This window comes from Sphingomonas soli NBRC 100801 (assembly GCF_001591025.1).
Taxonomy (GTDB): Bacteria; Pseudomonadota; Alphaproteobacteria; order Sphingomonadales; family Sphingomonadaceae; genus Sphingomonas; species Sphingomonas soli.
This window is the reverse complement of the sequence record NZ_BCTZ01000001.1, coordinates 157,994-173,739: the sequence shown is the minus strand read 5'-3', so window position 1 is coordinate 173,739 and position 15,746 is coordinate 157,994. Positions and strand designations below refer to the sequence as shown.

Here is a 15,746-nt window from a genome sequence, read left to right as displayed (position 1 = left end):
AGCTAGCGCCATGAACCGCCGGACCGTGCACTCGCGCCATACGTCGATGCGCTTCGCGATGGCCGGGCTGGCGGCGGCGGTGTCGATGCTGGCGGGGTCGGCGCTTGCCCAGGAAGCGACCGCCCAAGCGGCACCCACCGCGCAGGCGCCGGGGCCGATCGGCTCGGCATCCGGTACGGGCAAATGGCCCGCGATTGCGCAGCTCGATGCTTCGCTTGAGACGCACACGCTCTATCGCCCGGAACGCCTGCCCGCAGAAGCCATGCCGCTGGTTATCTGGGGCAATGGCGGGTGCCGGAACCACGGGCTGCGCTACGCGATGTTCCTGCGCGAGATCGCGTCGCACGGCTATTTCGTCATCGCGCTGGGACGCCCCGGTACGGAAATGGGCGTGCGCGGCCCGACAAGTCCCGATGCCGGCCCGCGGCCAGGCTATATGCCCGGCAATGACGAGACCGAATATACCGAGATGCTGGACGCCATAGACTGGGCGACCCGCGAGACGGCGCGCGAGGGAAGCGCGTTCCACCAGCGCATCGATACCAGCCGGATCGCGGTGATGGGGCATAGCTGCGGCGCGGTTCAGGCGATCGCCACCTCGGCAGACCCGCGCGTCAAGACCACCGTCTCGTTCAACGCAGGCGTGCTTGAGCGCGACGGACCACGCCCGGAGCGCAAGATCGCGCTGAAGAAAGAGGCGTTGCAGAAGATCCGCGGGCCGATCGCCTATTTCGCTGGCGGCCCCGGCGATGTCGGCCACCTGCCCGCCGCCGACAATGCCGAGCGGATCAAGCACGTGCCGGTATTCTTTGGCGAGCTGCCGGTAGGGCATACCGGCACGTTCTGGGCGGACACGAACGGCGGCGAATGGGGCCGTGTCGGCGCATGGTGGCTGAACTGGCAGCTTAAGGGCGACGAAGAGGCGGCAAAATGGTTCGGCGGGGCCGATTGCCGCCTGTGCAAGGATCCGGCCTGGACTGTGGGCCGCAAGGCCTTCTGAACGTCGCAGCGCTGCTGCGGGCTGGCGAAGGGAGATTGGTGGCCCCGAGAGGATTCGAACCTCCGACCTCTCGATTAGGAATCGCTTGCTCTATCCTGCTGAGCTACGGGGCCGCCGCTGCCGCTCGTAATGAGCGGCGCTGACAGGGTCAATTGCACGTCTCGGGCGGAACTACCGGAAGCGGCAAGGGCGCGACGGGCACGCCTTCATCAACCAGCGCCTTGGCCTCATCGGCGGTGGCCTGGCCGTGAATCGGCATAACCGGCGCCTCGCCCAGATGCATCGAGCGCGCCGTGTCGGCGAAAGCGGTGCCCACCCAGGTGGAGTTTTCCAGCGCCTTGCTCTGCGCGGCGGCAAGCGCGGAGATTGCGGCCTTCAGTGCCTCGGCGGGAACCGCTGGGCCCTGATTTCCCTTCGCGCCCACGTTGGGCGCCATCACGGCTTTCTCGATCTCGGCATTGCCGCAGATCGGGCAGACGACCAGTCCGGCTGCATTCTGCTCCTCATAGGCAACGCTCGATCCGAACCACGCCTCAAACACGTGATGTCGCGCACAACGAAGGTCGAAGACGATCACAGCGCTTCCACCTCTGGGATGGCCCGACGATGCTGGAGCACCGGTATGCGCGCGCGCGCATCCTCCACCCGTGCCTGATCGATCTCGGCAAAGGCCAGCCCGGCAGGTTCACCCATGTCGAGCACGATTTCCCCCCACGGATCGCTCACCAGCGAATGGCCATAGGTGGCGCGGCCATCCTCATGCACGCCCGTCTGCGCCGCTGCGATCACGAACGCCCCCGCCTCGATCGCGCGAGCGCGCATCAGCACATGCCAATGCGCCGCGCCGGTTGGCCGGGTGAAGGCGGCCGGGATCGACAGCAACGTCGCTCCCGCATCGCTGAGCGCGCGAAACAGATCGGGGAAACGCAGGTCGTAGCAGATGGCGAGCCCCAGCACGCCCAGCGGCGTCTGCACCGTCACTGCGCGTTCGCCGCGCGCATAGCTGTTCGATTCGCGCCAACTCTCGCCGGTCGGCAGGTCGACATCGAACAGGTGCATCTTGTCATATCGGGCGCGGATCGCGCCGGTGCCGTCGATCACATAGCCCCGGTTGGCCAGCTTGCCGTCGTCGCGAAGGATCGCGAGGCTGCCCAGATGCAGCCAGATGCCCGCCTTCGCCGCCGCCTCTCGCACCGCCGCGAGCACGCGGTCATCGCCTTCATGCGCCAGCGAAGCCGCCGCGCGGTTCCTGTCGCGATCGATCAGCCCGGACATTTCCGGCGTGAAGAGCATCGCCGCGCCACCCGCGGCCGCTTGCTCCACGCCCTGCACCAACGTGCGGGCGTTGGCAGCGGGATCGATCCCGCTCGTCATCTGGAGCAAAGCCGCGCGCGTCATGCGGCGAGCAATGGGTCCAGCCCGCCCTCGCGCTCCAGCGCGGCGAGATCGTCCGATCCGCCGATATGCTTGCCGTCGATAAAGATCTGCGGAACCGTGGTGCGGCCGCCCGCGCGCTGGATCATCTCGGCGCGCCGTGGGCCGCCCATCGTGAGGTCGATTTCCTCAAATTCGGCACCCTTGCTGCTGAGCAGCGCCGTGGCGCGCGAGCAATAGGGGCAAAACGCTTTGGTGTAGATTTCGATCTTGGCCATAAGGTCCTCGAATTGTGGTGCGTGCCGCTGCTTGTCAATCCAGTGGCGCATCCCCCAGAACGCGCGCCCAGCACAGAAGGACCACTTTTTCCGCACCGCCGCGCTTGAGCACGCGGGTGCAGGCATTTGCCGTCGCGCCGCTGGTATGCACATCATCTACCAGCACGATCGTCTTGCCCCTCAGGCTTTCCGCGTCCCCCCGCAGCGCAAAGGCACCGGCCACCGCCTTGGCCCGACCATTATGTCCCAGCCCGCGCAAGACCGGCGTCGCCTTCACGCGCCGCAACAGTTCGGCATCGACGGGCACATCGTGCATCTTTGACAATGACTTCGCGATCAGCGCCGCCTGATTGAAACCGCGCCTCCATATCCGCCAGCGATGCAAGGGCACCGGGACCAGCAGATCGGCTCCTTCGGGCATCAGCCGCGCCATCGCGCCCGCCATCGTCTCCGCACAGGCCAGCCGCCCCGAATATTTGAGCTTGAGCGCCACGGCGCGCGCAACCTCGCCATAGGCCACCGCCGCGCGAACGCCCGAATGCACCGGCGGATTCGCCATGCACTCGCCGCATGCGGCACCTTCCCCCCGATCATACTCGAACGGCGCGTGGCAAAGCGCACACCAGGGCGGCCCGAGAAAGCGCAGGCTGCTCCAGCAGCGCGTGCAGAAGCGATGATCGTGCTGCGTGATTTCGCCGCATCCCGGGCAACGGGGCGGTAGCGCGAGATCGGCGAGCCGGGCGAACGGAGTCATCAGCACGGCTCCCTTGTCCCCCGCCCGCGCGCGCTGCACAAGCGCGGCGGATGCCCGAGCCCGAATCGCCCGCAGAGATCTTTGACCGCGCGCTCCGCCGCAAGCGGCGCGATCGCGCGGCGCGAAGCTATGAGAGCTTCGTCCGCGATCATATGCTCGAAGGGATTGTGGAACGGCTGGAGGGCGTGAACCGGCAATTCCGCCAGGTGCTCGATCTCGGCAGCTTCGGCGGAGGCTTCGAACTGCCCGGGGCAGAGATCACGCGGCTGGATGCAGGGCGTGTCTGGTCATCGGGCGGCGTGCAGGGCGAGGAGGACCTTCCCCATTTCCCCGACGCACGCTTCGACCTGATCGTCTCCGCCGGGGTGCTCGATTCGGTGAACGACGTGCCCGGCGCGCTCGCCCTCGCCCGCCGCGCGCTCAAGCCCGATGGCCTGTTTCTGGGCGCCTTCCTGGGCGCGGGAACGCTCGCCACGCTGCGCGCCTGTTTCATGGCTGCGGAAGCCGACCGCCCCGCCGCACGTTTCCACCCCCAGATCGATGTACGTGCGGCGGGAGACCTTCTCTCGCGCGCGGGCTTCGCACTCCCCGTCTCGGACGTGGAGACGCTGACGGTGCGCTATGCCAGCATCTTCGGCCTGTTCCGCGATCTGCGCGGCATGGCGGCGACCAACCTGCTGCCGGGCACGCCCCCGCTCACCCGCGAAACCCTGGCGCGCGCTGCGCAGGAGTTCGCCGCGCGCGCCGATAGAGATGGCCGCACCGCCGAGCGTTTCGAGATCGTCTATCTCACCGGCTGGGCGCCCGACGCATCGCAGCCCAAACCCGCAAAACGCGGCAGCGCTACGACGTCGCTGGCCGAAGCGCTCAAGTCAAAGCCTCAAGAACCGCAATAAAGGGCTGATCGGCGGGCGGCATTGCCAACGCCCGCAATTCGGCGGGCCGTACCCAGCGCAAAGCAGTCGCATGCCGCGGCTCGGGCACGCCCTCCCAGCCGCGCAGCGTGTAAAGCATCAGGATCAGATGCCGATCGCCCAGCGATTCGCTCGCAAAGGTGAGCGGGGTCAGCGCTTGCCCGTCAAAGAAAATACCGAGTTCCTCTTCCAGTTCACGCACCAGAGCGGCCTCCGGAACCTCGTCAGGCTCCACCTTGCCGCCGGGGAATTCCCACAGCCCCGCCATCGGCTTGCCGGGCGGGCGCTGCTGGACGAGAACGCGTCCGTCGCCGTCGATCAGGGCCGCCGCCACCACCAGCAACAAGTCAGACATGTTCTTAAGCACTCGGTTAAGGATCTTTCTGTATTACTGCGAACATCTTCGGGGAGAAGTGTCGGCCATGCGAGCCCTGGCACAAATGATCATTAGGGTGATAGCCGACCGCCGCGCCGCAACCGCGGTGGAATATGGTCTTATCCTCGCATTGGTCGTGATGGCGCTGATGGTCGGGCTGAACGAGCTCAGCGGAAGCACATCCTCGCTCTGGGGCAATCTCAGCACCAAGGTCCAGGCCGCACGATAATCTCGTCGTAACGGCTTCGTAATGGTCCGCTTTAGCCGTTTATTTACTTACGGGGATTAGCTTCCAACGTGCCGCAACGGTTTTCCGGCGCGGTCGGGAATGAAGCACACGACAAACGTTGGAGACCGGTAATGCAGAAGATTCGTAACTTCCTGAAGAATTCCAAGGGCGCCACCGCAATCGAGTACGGCCTCATCGCCGCGCTGATCGCCGTCGCCGCCATCGCCGCGATGCAGGGTCTGGGCAACCAGCTCAACAAGACCTTCGGCAACGTGTCGTCGAACATGAAGGCTTCGTAAGCCTTTACGAAACGAACGAAGGAAGGGCGGCGAAACCTCGGTTTCGCCGCCCTTTTTCGTGCCCGCTCGGGTGCAGCAGGCGCGCGTAGACCGTCGGTCGGCAAGCAGAAGATACGATGATTTTTCTTCGTCACCCCGGGCTTGACCCGGGGTCCCGCTAATTCTTGCGGGGCTTGGCTTGTCCAGAGTGCCGAAAGCCTTACCGGCCGGCGGGAAAGAAGCGGGACCCCGGGGCGAGCCCGGGGTGACAGGTACGGGATCGGTTCGTTCACAACCAGCCACCGCCGGCTACCCGGATTAGACCCGGCCCATCGCCAGGAATTTCGCCCGGCGCGCCTGACGCAGTTCCTGCGGCGAGAGGCTGTCCATATCGGCAAGCGCGCGCTCGATCGCATCGCCCAGTGCGCCGATCGCCGCACCCGGCTCGCGATGCGCCCCGCCCAGCGGCTCGCTCACGATCTCGTCGATCACGCCCAGATCCTTCTGATGCTGCGCGGTCACCTTCATCGCTTCGGCTGCGTCGGCTGCCTTGTCCGCCGTGCGCCACAGGATCGACGCGCAGCCTTCGGGCGAGATCACCGAATAGACCGCATGCTCCATCATCAGCACGACGTTGCCAGCGGCCAGCGCCACAGCGCCGCCGGAACCGCCTTCGCCCAGGATCGCCGCGACTAGCGGCACACCCAGATTGAGGCACTGCTCGGTCGAGCGCGCGATTGCTTCCGCCTGGCCGCGCTCTTCGGCCTGCACACCGGGAAATGCACCCGACGTATCGACCAAAGTGATCACTGGAATGCCGAATTTGTCGGCAAGCTGCATCAGGCGGATCGCCTTGCGATAGCCTTCAGGCTTGCCCATGCCGAAATTATGCTTGAGCCGGCTGGCGGTATCGTCGCCCTTTTCGTGGCCGATCACCATTACGCGGCGTCCGCGAAAGCGACCCAGCCCGCCGATGATCGCCGAATCGTCGGCGAATGCGCGGTCGCCGCCCAGCGGCATGAAGTCTTCGATCAGCGCCGCGACATAATGCTTGAAATGCGGGCGCTCGGGATGCCGCGCGACCTGGGTCTTCTGCCACGGCGTCAGCTTCGCATAGGTGTCGCGCAGCAGCTTGTCGGACTTTGCCTGAAGCGGCCCGATCTCGGCATCAATGTCGACCTCACCGCCCTCGGCGGTCTGGCGAAGCTCGTCGATACGGCTCTGCAGCTCGGCGATCGGCTTTTCGAAATCGAGGAAAGTGGTCATCGCTGTGCGAGCTAGTCCCGCCGCTTCGTAACGTCAACGAGCGCTTCGCCCAAAGGGTGGCGCTCATTGACCAGATCGACCAGCCTTTTGCTGTCGACATGGGTGTAGATCTCGGTCGTCGCGATATCGGCATGGCCCAGCATCGCCTGCAGCGCGCGCAGGTCTGCGCCGCCTTCCAGCAAGTGGGTGGCGAAGGCGTGGCGCAGCACGTGCGGGCTCACCCGATCGGGCGGGATTCCCGCTTCCGCCGCCAGCGCCTTGACGAGCTGGTACAGCCGCACGCGCGAGAGGTGCCCCTTGCCCGAGGGGAAGAGCCATGCCCGGTCGCTGCTCACATGTTCGCGCCACGCCGCCACCGCCGCACGGGCCCGGTCGGAGATCGGCACGAGCCGTTCCTTGCCGCCCTTGCCCCTGAGGATCAGATAAGGCCGATCCGGCGCGACGGCGTTTCGCGGCAGCGAAACCAGCTCGGTCGCCCGCAACCCCGAACCGTAGAGCAATTCCACCAGCGCGGAGAGACGCAAGTCGTTGGGATCCTTGGGTTCACGAGCGATGCGCGCGGTGATCGCCGCAAACATCCGCTCGACATCGTCCGCGCTCAGCACCTTGGGCAGCGACCGCCCCGATCCGGGCCGGGGCAAGGCGCCAGCGGGATCATCGCGACGCAGACCCTCATCGGCCAGGAACGCGAAGAAGCGCCTGAGCGCCGCAGATTTGCGCGCGACGCTTGCCCGGGCGAGCGCCTGCCATTCGCCGGCCAGTCTCTCCAGCTCGGCCCGCCCCGCATCTCCCAGGCCGCCGTCCAGCGCCTCGGATGCCATCCGCAAATCCGTGCCGTACGCGGCAATGGTGTTGCCCGCCGCGCCTGCTTCGGCCTGCATCATCTCCAGGAAGCGCTCGATCAGCGCCTGGTCGCTGGCCCGGCTCAAGCCCGGCTGATCGCCTCGATGGCGATCATCCGCGCATAATTGCCCATGCCTGCGGCCTTCATCGCCGCGACGATGTGAAACAGCGCCTCAGGTGTCACATAATCCCAGCTACGCGATTGCATGCCCACGGCCGCCAGCAGCGCGACCAGCGCCGAATCGCCGCGTTGTCCCGCCGCGTCGATCGCCTTCGTCCAGCTGTTGACCGCGCCGATCGGCACGTCGAGCGCCGCCGCCCCACGCCGCGCGTCCGCCGCTTCCAGACGGCCCAGTCCGGCCAGCCCGGCAAGCATCAACTGCCCCTTGCGCCGTCCCGCCACATCGCTGAACACATCGAAATCGCCATAGGAGACGCTGGCCTCGCTGGTATCGGCGAGCGTCAGCAACGCCCAGCCTTCGCTCCCGCGCTTGACCGCGTTGCGCCATTCGAGCGCCGGGCCTTCCATACCCGCGCTCAGCATCGAAGCGATCAGCTTCTCGGGCGCATCGACATTGCTCGAAACCGGAATCCACGATGCGGCCCGCGCGGTCAGGATCAGCCGGGCGTAAGCGGTGCGCGGCGTCCTGGCCTGATCCCAGAGCTTGTGGATCGCCGCCACGCGATCGGCGACGTCGCCGTCGATATAAGCGGTGCGCAGATCGCGCGCGATCGCCTCTTCGGCGGTGCCGCTCGCGTCGGGATCCTGTGCGATTTCCGAATAAAGGTCGATCAGCCCGGCGCTTGAAAACACGCCTGCGCTCGCCGCCAGCTCGGCTGCGGCTGCGCGCGACGCCGGCGGAAGCGAAGGCGACAACGCCTGCCAGTAGCGAACCTGCGGCCCCGCCGTGGCATAAAGCGCCCCAGGCACCTGCTCGCCCATCGCGGTCGCAAGGCCGAAGCGCCAGGCGGTCAGCGCGTTCACCCCCTGCCATTCCAGCGTAACCGCGCGCCGCCCCTGCGCGCCCGAACCGAGCACCTTTTCGGCCAGCAGATTGTCGATATCGCTCGCGCTCGTGCCGCGGCGGGCCTGCGAAAGCAGTTGTCCGGCTTCGTTGGGCTTCCCCGCCAGCCCGGCGCACATCGCCTTGGCCAGCGCCCAGCTTCGGTCTTTTATAACCTTCGCGCCGCCGTCGGCGATGCCGCACATGCCCGCCGGATCGCCGCTCGCCAGCGACGATTGCATCGCCACCTGATAGAGCGAGGTGGTGTAATTCGCGGCATCGACATCGTTGATCACCGCGCGCGCGGCATTCGCCTCGCCCATTCGCAGCAGCACCCAGGCGCGGCTCGCGGCGAAATCGGCACCGTTGATATTCTTGGGCGTGGCAAGCGGCGACATCAGCGCGCGCCGCAGCGCGATCGAGACCCATCGCGACGCAACCGGCGCGTTCAGCCGCTTGAGCAGCGTATCCAGGTAGCGCCCGTCCGCACTGCCCATCCCCTTCGCTGGGAAGGGCGCGTTGCCCCAGGCGACAACGCCAACCTTGTTGAGCGAATGCTTGGCGTATTCGGGCAACTCGTATCGCGTGAGATCGACCGGCCCCAGCGTCTCGGGCACCGCCGCGATGCTCTCATTGCCCAGCGGATCCACGGCGAGCGGCGTTGCGGCGGTGTCGGCGGGGCGCGCCGGATCGGCCGCGCGCGTTGCCACGGGGGCCGGCGCAGGCGCTGGCGCCGGATCGTCAAAACCCGGCGGTAGCAGCGATTCGGGCGCATCCTGCGACCGGGACTGCGATTGCGACTGGCCCTGCACCAGCGCGGGAACCCCCGCGCCGGCCAGCAGCACTGCCCCCAGCAGGATTCGCGAACGCTTACTTGGCGAGGTTATCAAGCGGAACCACCTTCTCCATCCGCGTCGGCTCCTTGACCGAGCTGCGCCCGGCGAGGAGGAACAAGCCACCCACCAGCACCACGAGAACGACGATCAACGCTATCAGCGAACGCGACATGAAAAGGCCTGTCAAAAGTGAATGCGGAAAATCAATGCCCGAGCCTTTTGCCCGACTGCCCCCCAAGCTGTATAGCCCCCGCAACGATGCTGCAAACAAGCGAACGTAGACACCGCTGGGGCGGGAAGCCAATCGTCCTCGTAGGGCTGATGGGCGCGGGCAAGACGACCGTGGGCCGCCGCCTTGCGCAGCGCATGCGGCTGCCTTTCGTCGATGCCGATCACGAGATCGAAGCGGCTGCGGGCATGACGGTGGCCGATATCTTCGAGCGCTTCGGCGAGCCCTATTTCCGAGATGGCGAGCGCCGCGTCATCGCCCGGCTTGTCGATGGCACGCCCAAGGTGATCGCAACCGGCGGCGGCGCGTTCATCAACGAGGCGACCCGCGCGCTGATCCTCGATCAGGCGATCACCATCTGGCTCGACGCCGAGCCCGAAGTGCTCGCCGATCGCGTCCGCCGCCGCGACACGCGTCCCCTGCTGCGAGACCGCGACCCGCTGGAGGTGCTCACCGAGCTCGCACAGATCCGTAACCCGTTCTACGCGCTCGCACCGATCCGCGTCGAAAGCATTGCCGCCCCGCATGACGCCACCGTCGATGCCATTCTGGAAGCATTACACCAGTGACTATCGTACCCGTCGCGCTGGGCGATCGCAGCTATGACATCCGCATCGAGGCCAATCTGCTCGAACGTGCCGGGCCCGCGCTGGCGCATCTCGCCAATGGCCGGCCGATGCCGATCGTCACCGATCAGAATCTCAAGCCGCATCTGCCGGTGCTGCAGGCGAGCCTGCGCGCCGTCGGCATTGCCAGCGAGGCGCTTGTGCTGCCCGCGGGCGAAGCGACCAAGAACTGGGCCAATCTCGAGCGCGTCACCGATTGGCTGATCGCGCTGGGGGTCGAACGCAGCGATCATATCATCGCCTTTGGCGGCGGCGTGATCGGCGATCTCACCGGCTTCGCCGCCAGCATCCTCAAGCGCGGCTGCAACTTCGTCCAGTTCCCCACCACCTTGCTCAGCCAGGTCGATAGTTCGGTCGGCGGCAAGACGGCGATCAATTCGGCAGCGGGCAAGAACCTCGTCGGCGCTTTCTATCAGCCCGCGCTGGTCCTGATCGATCCCGCACTGCTCGATACGCTGCCCCGGCGCGAGGTGCGCGCGGGCTATGCGGAGGTCGTGAAATACGGCCTGATCGACGACTTCGCCTTTTTCGAATGGTGCGAGGCGAATGCCGGGGCGCTTCTGGCAGGCGACCCGCAGGCACGCGAACACGCCATCGCGCACTCGGTCGCTGCCAAGGCCCGCATCGTCGGCCAGGACGAGCGCGAGACGACGGGCAAGCGCGCGCTGCTCAATCTGGGCCACACCTTCGGCCATGCGCTTGAGGCCGAAACCGGCTTTTCAGACAAGCTGCTCCACGGCGAAGGCGTCGCCGCCGGCATGGCGCTGGCCTATGCCTATTCGGCACGGCTCGGCCTGTGCCCGACCCAGGATGCGGAGCGCGTCGCGGCGCATCTCCGCGCCGTTGGCCTGCCCGATGGACTGAAAGCAGCGGGCATCACCGCCAGCGGCGCTACGCTGGTCGAGCACATGCTGCACGACAAGAAGATGGCAGGCGGCACCCTGCCCTTCCTGCTCACGCGGGGAATCGGCCAGACCTTCCTCGACAAGACCGTCGATCTCGCCGACGTCACCGCTTTCCTCGACGCCCAGCCGCGCTGAGCGCCTTACCCCGGCACAGCTTCGTCGCGCCCACCAGATTCGCGCTTGCAATGTAGGATTTCACCTGCTTGGCTCAGCCGGTCGGCATTGTCGGCAGCTCTTTGAAATCGCTGGCCGGAACCCCCTCGTCACTGCGAACATTGGGAACATTCGCGGCCGGGAAGCGCGTTCTTGGTGTCACCTTAGTGTCACCTTTGGGCCGGTCCGTCCGTCAGTTGCCGTTCATCGCCAATCGTCATAGGCCAGTCGCCATGCGTATCCTTGCTATCGCGCTCGCCGCGTTCGTCGCCACTCCTGCCCTCGCTCAGACCGCGCCCGGCATCGCCCCGATCCTCACCACGCCCGAGGCGAAGGACGTGTGGACCCACGCCCGCCCGGAGATCGCCCGCGTGACCCATGTCGCGCTCGATCTCCGCGTCGATTTCGCCAGCCAGACGCTGGCGGGCAGCGCGGTGCTCGATGTGCTCGCCGCGCCGGGCGCCAGCGAGATCGTGCTCGATGTGGACAATATCGACGTGCAGACGGTCTCCGAACTGGATGGCCCCGCCCTTGCGTACCAGATCGGCCCGCGCGAGACCGAGCAGGGCCTTGGCTCCGCGCTGACGATCCAGCTCAATCCCGGCACGAAGCGCATCCGCATCCTCTACAACACCAAGCCGGATGCGAGCGCGCTTCAGTGGCTCGCGCCCGAGCAGACCGCGGGCAAAGCCAAGCCCTATCTGTTCAGCCAGGGCCAGCCGATCAACAATCGCAGCTGGATCCCCACGCAGGATTCGCCCGGCATCCGCCAGATCTGGTCGGCCACCCTTACCGTGCCGGGCGATCTGGTCGCGGTGATGAGCGGCGATCGGCTGGATGGCGAAAAAGGCCAGGCGAACGCCGATGGCAGCCGCACCTATCGCTTCCGGATGGACCGTCCGGTGCCGCCCTATCTGATCGCGCTGGCGGTGGGCGATCTCGCCTTCAAGGCGACGGGGCCGCGTTCGGGCGTCTGGTCCGAACCCTCGATGCTCGATGCCGCCGCGCATGAAGTGGGCGATGTGGAGAAGATGATCGACGCGGCGCAGGCGCTGTACGGCCCATATCGCTGGGGCCGGTACGACATGCTCGTCCTGCCCCCCAGCTTCCCTTATGGCGGAATGGAAAACCCCACCCTCACCTTCCTGACGCCCACGATCGTGACCGGTGATCGCTCGAACACCGATGTCGTCGCACATGAGCTGGCGCATAGCTGGTCGGGCAATCTGGTCACCAACGCGACCTGGTCGGATTCGTGGCTCAACGAAGGTTTCACCACCTATTTCGAGAGCCGCATCATGGAAGCGGTCTATGGCAAGGAGCGCGCCGCGCTTTACACCGATCTCGACTGGGATGGGCTTCAGCGCGATCTGAAGGCCGAGAATAATGGACCCACCACGCGGCTTCACGGCGATCCCGGTGCGACGGCGGGGCAACTCGATTATTTCAAGGGTTCGACGATGCTGCGCACGATCGAAGTGGCGGTCGGCCGCAAGCGTTTCGATGCCTATCTGCGCTCTTATTTCGATCGCCACGCCTTCCAGCCGCAGACCAGCGCTGGCTTCCTCGCCGACATCCGCAAGCGGCTGATCAAGGGCGACAAGGCATTGGAGGCGAAGCTCCAGCTCGACCGCTGGGTCTATGAACCCGGCCTGCCCGCCAACGCGGTGCATGTGAAGTCGGCGACGCTGGCGCAGGTCGATGCCAAGCTCGCCGCGATCAGCAAGGGTGCGCCCGTCTCGACGGTGAACCCGAAGGGTTGGAACACACAGCAATGGCTCCGCTTCCTGAACGGCCTGCCGCGCCAGCAAAGCCCTGAGCGCCTGAAGGAACTGGACGAGACGCTTGGCCTGTCGGTTTCCACCAACGCCTATGTCCGCTCTGCCTGGGCCGTGCTGGCGATCGCCAACCGCTATGAGCCCGCGCTTCCGGGGATCGAAAAGTTCGCCGGCACGGTCGGGCGCGGGCTGCTGATCTTCCCGATCTATGAAGGGCTGATCGCGCAGGGCGATTGGGGCAAACCGATCGCCATCCGCCTGTTTGCCAAGTCCAAAGCGACCTATCACCCCTATGTCGCGGGCCGGGTGGAGAAATTGGTGGCGAAATAGCGGCTCAGTCGCGAGCGCGCGCGGCACCGATCGCCAGATACAGCCAGCCCACGATCAGCATTATCCCGCCGATCGGTGTGATCGCCCCCAGCCAACGCGGTAACCCCAGCGCCATCAGATAGAGCGTGCCTGCGAACACCCCGCCGCCGCCCACGAATAGCCAGGGCGAGATGCGCTGGCCCATCCGGATCGCAATCAACGCCGCGACAGCATGAACCAGCTGATATTGCCCGCCGGTCTTGAGCCACTCCACCGCCTGTCCCTCGGCGCCATGCGCGCCGAATGCCCCGGCCGCGACTGCAAGCGCGCCCGATAGCGCGGCGAGCGCGGTCACCAGCCTCATTCCTTCACGACCTGCGCTTCGGCATCCGCCTTCGCGGCAGCCTTGGCCTGCGCGTCCTGACTGAACATGCGCGTGATCCCGGCGCGAAGGTCGCCGCTTTCCTTCTGCTCCTTCAGCCGCGCCGAATCGCGCTTGCGATACTCGGCTTCGGTCCGGTCGATCTCCTGGCCGTCGACGCCGACCGCCTCCATTGCCTCACGCGCCATGCGCACTGCGCTTTCCAGCATCTCGCGAACGATCCCCGCAACCGGCGCGCCCTTCATCTTCATGACCGATCGGCGGTCATACGCACGCACGAAGATGCTGGCGTTGGGAAACGCATGATGGATGCCTTCCAATATCTCGGTATCGAGCCCGTCACCATCCTGACAGAACAGGATCAGCTCAGCATCCGCCGCCCCCGCCTGGCGAAGCAGGTCGGTTCGCGTGCCGTCGCCATAATAGACCTTCATGCCGAAGCTGCCCGCAGTCTCGATCATCTCGACATCGGTATCGATCAGCGTGACGGGGATGTTCTGCCCGATCAGCATCTGCGCCACGGTCTGCCCAAAGCGGCCATAGCCCACGACGATCGCATTCGATCCATCGTGCTGCGGCCCTTGCAGCCCTTCCGCGCTGCGCTCGGGTTCAGCGCGCAACTTCTGGGTGATCATCATCAGGAACGGCGTCGTCGCCATGGAAAGCGTGATGATCGCACCGAACACGCTCGCGGCTTCCGCTTCGATCAGGAGCGCCTTCTGCGCCTGGGCGAACAGGACGAAGCCGAACTCGCCTCCCTGGCTCAGCAGGAGCCCCAGCGCAAAGGCGCGGCGGGGCTTCACGCCGAAGAGCATCGCGAGCCCCATGATGATCGCCATCTTGGTGACGATCAGCGCGATCGCCATGCCCGCCACGAAAAAGGGCCTATCCGCAATGGCATGGAGATCGAGCGTCATGCCCACTGCGAGGAAGAACAGGCCGAGCAATATCGTGCGGAACGGCTCGACATCGGCCTCGAGCTCGTGCCGGTAGGGCGAATCCGCCAGCATCACGCCGGCGATGAATGCCCCTAGCGCTGGCGACAGCCCCAGCGACTCCATCAGCGCCGCAGCGGCAATCACGGTAAACAGTCCGGCGAAGACGAACATCTCGCGCTCGCCCAGATTGCCGATCACCCTGAACAACGGCCGCAACAGATAGCGCCCAGCCAGGATCAGGCCGACAATCGCGCCGAACGTATAAAGCCCCAGCAGCCAGCCGGGCGGGCCGCTCATATCCGCCGGGTTACGCGAGAGCGCCGCGATGATCGTGATCAGCGGGACGATGGAAAGGTCCTGGAATAACAGGATTGCAAAGGCCCGCTCGCCAAACGGCGTCCGCAGGCGCCCCGCCGATTGCAGCATCGGAAGCACCTGCGCGGTCGATGACAGCGCCAGCGGCAGTCCCAGGGACAGCGCCGCCGCCAGCGTCGATCCCGTCACGAACCAAACGATTCCCGCCACGGCTACGCCACACAAAACCACCTGGAGCAGGCCCAGTCCGAAAATGTCGCGCCGCATTCGCCACAAACGGCCGGGGCTCAGTTCCAATCCGACGAGGAACAGCAACAGGGCAATGCCTAGTTCGGCGATCCCCATTTTGCTTTCCGCACCGCCTACCAGCCCCAGAACCTGTGGCCCCACCAAAGCGCCCGCGACGAGGAAGCCCAGCGTCGCGCCCAGCCCCAGTTTGCGAAAGATCAGTACGAAAAGGAGAGCGAAGCCGAGCAGCGGAACCGCGTCCTGGACCAGCGAGACTTCGCTATGATCCATCAGCGCGCCGCCTGTGCAGCGGCGTCCGCAGCAGCCTCGAACGCCAGTCGGATCGAAGGATGACGGCCCCGATGCGGCAGCGCGGGCGCAAAGACTTCGAGCCCGGGCCATTCCGGCGCAGGCGCTTCACCCGCCAGCCACGCCGTCAGCGCATCCCGGGCTTGCGCGATCTCACCGGGCGTGCGGCCGATGATATTCGCCGCCAGAATCCCCGCCGAGGCCTGGCCCAGCGCACAGGCGCGAACGAGCAGCCCTAGCTGGCTAACCCGTCCATCCGCCAAATTCACATCGATCGTCACCCGGCTGCCACACACCGCAGAGCGCTTCTCGGACGTGCCCATCGGCTCGGCCAGCCGCTCCTGAAACGGCAGGCTCGCGGCCAGCCGCAGGATTTCCACATTATAGAGCGGCGCGTTCATTGCCCCTCCGATCTAGGGAAT

19 protein-coding genes and 1 tRNA gene are annotated in these 15,746 nt (G+C 66.1%); 7 read left to right on the top strand and 13 right to left on the bottom strand.

Annotated elements, in window-relative coordinates; translation table 11 throughout:
- Positions 1-10 precede the first annotated feature (10 nt).
- Positions 11-1,000, top strand: coding sequence for an alpha/beta hydrolase (locus tag SSO01S_RS00885; protein ID WP_066793748.1), 990 nt, complete (start codon positions 11-13; stop codon positions 998-1,000).
- Positions 1,001-1,036: 36 nt separating this feature from the next.
- Here SSO01S_RS00885 and SSO01S_RS00880 read toward each other — a convergent pair.
- The 5 genes from SSO01S_RS00880 to SSO01S_RS00860 all read right to left on the bottom strand — a co-directional run bounded on the left by SSO01S_RS00880 (position 1,037) and on the right by SSO01S_RS00860 (position 3,406).
- A tRNA-Arg gene (locus SSO01S_RS00880) sits at positions 1,037-1,113 on the bottom strand.
- A gap of 35 nt (positions 1,114-1,148) precedes the next feature.
- The gene (locus SSO01S_RS00875; protein ID WP_066793740.1) at positions 1,149-1,577 is read right to left on the bottom strand and encodes a DUF1178 family protein; all 429 of its coding nucleotides are present in this window, start codon (positions 1,575-1,577) and stop codon (positions 1,149-1,151) included.
- The gene (locus SSO01S_RS00870) at positions 1,574-2,398 is read right to left on the bottom strand and encodes a carbon-nitrogen hydrolase family protein (protein WP_066793738.1); all 825 of its coding nucleotides are present in this window, start codon (positions 2,396-2,398) and stop codon (positions 1,574-1,576) included. Before SSO01S_RS00870 ends, SSO01S_RS00875 begins: the two co-directional genes overlap by 4 nt.
- Positions 2,395-2,652: a glutaredoxin 3 gene (grxC, locus tag SSO01S_RS00865; protein WP_066793736.1), complete on the bottom strand. Its 258-nt coding sequence runs from the start codon at positions 2,650-2,652 to the stop codon at positions 2,395-2,397. The genes SSO01S_RS00870 and grxC overlap by 4 nt, the downstream gene beginning before the upstream one ends.
- 34 nt (positions 2,653-2,686) lie before the next feature.
- Positions 2,687-3,406 carry a ComF family protein gene (locus SSO01S_RS00860; protein WP_066794239.1) on the bottom strand — a complete coding sequence of 240 codons (720 nt, stop codon included), beginning with the start codon at positions 3,404-3,406 and terminating at the stop codon, positions 2,687-2,689.
- 50 nt (positions 3,407-3,456) lie between these two features.
- Between SSO01S_RS00860 and SSO01S_RS00855 the strand changes: the two genes are divergently transcribed.
- A complete protein-coding gene (locus SSO01S_RS00855; protein WP_066793734.1) occupies positions 3,457-4,302 on the top strand; it encodes a methyltransferase domain-containing protein in 846 nt (281 codons plus the stop codon).
- Here the strand turns inward: SSO01S_RS00855 and SSO01S_RS00850 are convergent.
- Entirely contained in the window at positions 4,274-4,675 is a 402-nt protein-coding gene (locus SSO01S_RS00850) for a (deoxy)nucleoside triphosphate pyrophosphohydrolase (protein ID WP_066793731.1), read from the bottom strand. The genes SSO01S_RS00855 and SSO01S_RS00850 overlap by 29 nt on opposite strands.
- Positions 4,676-4,760: 85 nt before the next feature.
- Here SSO01S_RS00850 and SSO01S_RS00845 point away from each other — a divergent pair, with 85 nt between their 5' ends.
- Together SSO01S_RS00845 and SSO01S_RS00840 are read left to right on the top strand one after the other, a co-directional pair.
- Complete coding sequence (locus tag SSO01S_RS00845; RefSeq protein ID WP_083942751.1) at positions 4,761-4,925, top strand: Flp family type IVb pilin; 165 nt, start codon at positions 4,761-4,763, stop codon at positions 4,923-4,925.
- 131 nt (positions 4,926-5,056) lie between these two features.
- Complete coding sequence (locus SSO01S_RS00840) at positions 5,057-5,224, top strand: Flp family type IVb pilin (RefSeq protein WP_066793728.1); 168 nt, start codon at positions 5,057-5,059, stop codon at positions 5,222-5,224.
- 297 nt (positions 5,225-5,521) lie between these two features.
- On the opposite strand, the gene SSO01S_RS00835 is transcribed toward SSO01S_RS00840, so the two are convergent.
- Genes SSO01S_RS00835 through SSO01S_RS17665 form a run of 4 tightly spaced genes read right to left on the bottom strand, consistent with a single transcriptional unit; the run spans position 5,522 to position 9,324 of the window.
- Positions 5,522-6,469 carry an acetyl-CoA carboxylase carboxyltransferase subunit alpha gene (locus SSO01S_RS00835; protein ID WP_066793725.1) on the bottom strand — a complete coding sequence of 316 codons (948 nt, stop codon included), beginning with the start codon at positions 6,467-6,469 and terminating at the stop codon, positions 5,522-5,524.
- A gap of 11 nt (positions 6,470-6,480) precedes the next feature.
- Positions 6,481-7,398: a tyrosine recombinase gene (locus tag SSO01S_RS00830; protein ID WP_281178657.1), complete on the bottom strand. Its 918-nt coding sequence runs from the start codon at positions 7,396-7,398 to the stop codon at positions 6,481-6,483.
- On the bottom strand, positions 7,395-9,161 hold the full coding sequence (locus SSO01S_RS00825; RefSeq protein ID WP_245646538.1) for a hypothetical protein: 1,767 nt from the start codon (positions 9,159-9,161) through the stop codon (positions 7,395-7,397). Before SSO01S_RS00825 ends, SSO01S_RS00830 begins: the two co-directional genes overlap by 4 nt.
- A 25-nt stretch (positions 9,162-9,186) precedes the next feature.
- Positions 9,187-9,324: a hypothetical protein gene (locus tag SSO01S_RS17665; protein ID WP_169798292.1), complete on the bottom strand. Its 138-nt coding sequence runs from the start codon at positions 9,322-9,324 to the stop codon at positions 9,187-9,189.
- Positions 9,325-9,410: 86 nt separating this feature from the next.
- On the opposite strand from SSO01S_RS17665, the gene SSO01S_RS00820 reads away from it, so the two are divergent.
- The 3 genes from SSO01S_RS00820 (at position 9,411) to SSO01S_RS00810 (ending at position 13,173) form a co-directional block, all read left to right on the top strand.
- Positions 9,411-9,950, top strand: a complete 540-nt coding sequence (locus SSO01S_RS00820) for a shikimate kinase (RefSeq protein ID WP_066793722.1) — start codon at positions 9,411-9,413, stop codon at positions 9,948-9,950.
- Positions 9,947-11,047, top strand: coding sequence for a 3-dehydroquinate synthase (gene aroB / locus SSO01S_RS00815; protein ID WP_066793719.1), 1,101 nt, complete (start codon positions 9,947-9,949; stop codon positions 11,045-11,047). The genes SSO01S_RS00820 and aroB overlap by 4 nt, the downstream gene beginning before the upstream one ends.
- A 251-nt stretch (positions 11,048-11,298) precedes the next feature.
- Positions 11,299-13,173, top strand: coding sequence for a M1 family metallopeptidase (locus SSO01S_RS00810; protein ID WP_066793716.1), 1,875 nt, complete (start codon positions 11,299-11,301; stop codon positions 13,171-13,173).
- Between the two features lie 4 nt (positions 13,174-13,177).
- Here SSO01S_RS00810 and SSO01S_RS00805 read toward each other — a convergent pair whose 3' ends face one another.
- From SSO01S_RS00805 to SSO01S_RS00795, 3 genes are read right to left on the bottom strand one after another with little or no spacing between them, the layout of a single operon-like run.
- Positions 13,178-13,516, bottom strand: coding sequence for a DUF423 domain-containing protein (locus tag SSO01S_RS00805; protein WP_066793713.1), 339 nt, complete (start codon positions 13,514-13,516; stop codon positions 13,178-13,180).
- Complete coding sequence (locus SSO01S_RS00800) at positions 13,513-15,306, bottom strand: cation:proton antiporter domain-containing protein (RefSeq protein WP_066793711.1); 1,794 nt, start codon at positions 15,304-15,306, stop codon at positions 13,513-13,515. The genes SSO01S_RS00805 and SSO01S_RS00800 overlap by 4 nt, the downstream gene beginning before the upstream one ends.
- Positions 15,306-15,725 (bottom strand): iron-sulfur cluster assembly scaffold protein, encoded by a 420-nt coding sequence (locus SSO01S_RS00795; RefSeq protein ID WP_066793709.1) that lies wholly within the window; start codon positions 15,723-15,725, stop codon positions 15,306-15,308. Before SSO01S_RS00795 ends, SSO01S_RS00800 begins: the two co-directional genes overlap by 1 nt.
- Between the last annotated feature and the right edge of the window lie 21 nt (positions 15,726-15,746).

Coding starts and splice junctions, on each gene's coding strand:
- SSO01S_RS00850 (WP_066793731.1), bottom strand. CDS start 4,675: ATGTCTGACTTGTTGCTGGTGGTGGCGGCGGCCCTGATCGACGGCGAC.
- SSO01S_RS00855 (WP_066793734.1), top strand. CDS start 3,457: ATGCCCGAGCCCGAATCGCCCGCAGAGATCTTTGACCGCGCGCTCCGC.
- SSO01S_RS00870 (WP_066793738.1), bottom strand. CDS start 2,398: ATGACGCGCGCGGCTTTGCTCCAGATGACGAGCGGGATCGATCCCGCT.
- SSO01S_RS00860 (WP_066794239.1), bottom strand. CDS start 3,406: ATGACTCCGTTCGCCCGGCTCGCCGATCTCGCGCTACCGCCCCGTTGC.
- SSO01S_RS00840 (WP_066793728.1), top strand. CDS start 5,057: ATGCAGAAGATTCGTAACTTCCTGAAGAATTCCAAGGGCGCCACCGCA.
- grxC (WP_066793736.1), bottom strand. CDS start 2,652: ATGGCCAAGATCGAAATCTACACCAAAGCGTTTTGCCCCTATTGCTCG.
- SSO01S_RS00795 (WP_066793709.1), bottom strand. CDS start 15,725: ATGAACGCGCCGCTCTATAATGTGGAAATCCTGCGGCTGGCCGCGAGC.
- SSO01S_RS17665 (WP_169798292.1), bottom strand. CDS start 9,324: ATGTCGCGTTCGCTGATAGCGTTGATCGTCGTTCTCGTGGTGCTGGTG.
- SSO01S_RS00835 (WP_066793725.1), bottom strand. CDS start 6,469: ATGACCACTTTCCTCGATTTCGAAAAGCCGATCGCCGAGCTGCAGAGC.
- SSO01S_RS00885 (WP_066793748.1), top strand. CDS start 11: ATGAACCGCCGGACCGTGCACTCGCGCCATACGTCGATGCGCTTCGCG.
- SSO01S_RS00810 (WP_066793716.1), top strand. CDS start 11,299: ATGCGTATCCTTGCTATCGCGCTCGCCGCGTTCGTCGCCACTCCTGCC.
- SSO01S_RS00805 (WP_066793713.1), bottom strand. CDS start 13,516: ATGAGGCTGGTGACCGCGCTCGCCGCGCTATCGGGCGCGCTTGCAGTC.
- SSO01S_RS00800 (WP_066793711.1), bottom strand. CDS start 15,306: ATGGATCATAGCGAAGTCTCGCTGGTCCAGGACGCGGTTCCGCTGCTC.
- SSO01S_RS00820 (WP_066793722.1), top strand. CDS start 9,411: ATGCTGCAAACAAGCGAACGTAGACACCGCTGGGGCGGGAAGCCAATC.
- SSO01S_RS00845 (WP_083942751.1), top strand. CDS start 4,761: ATGATCATTAGGGTGATAGCCGACCGCCGCGCCGCAACCGCGGTGGAA.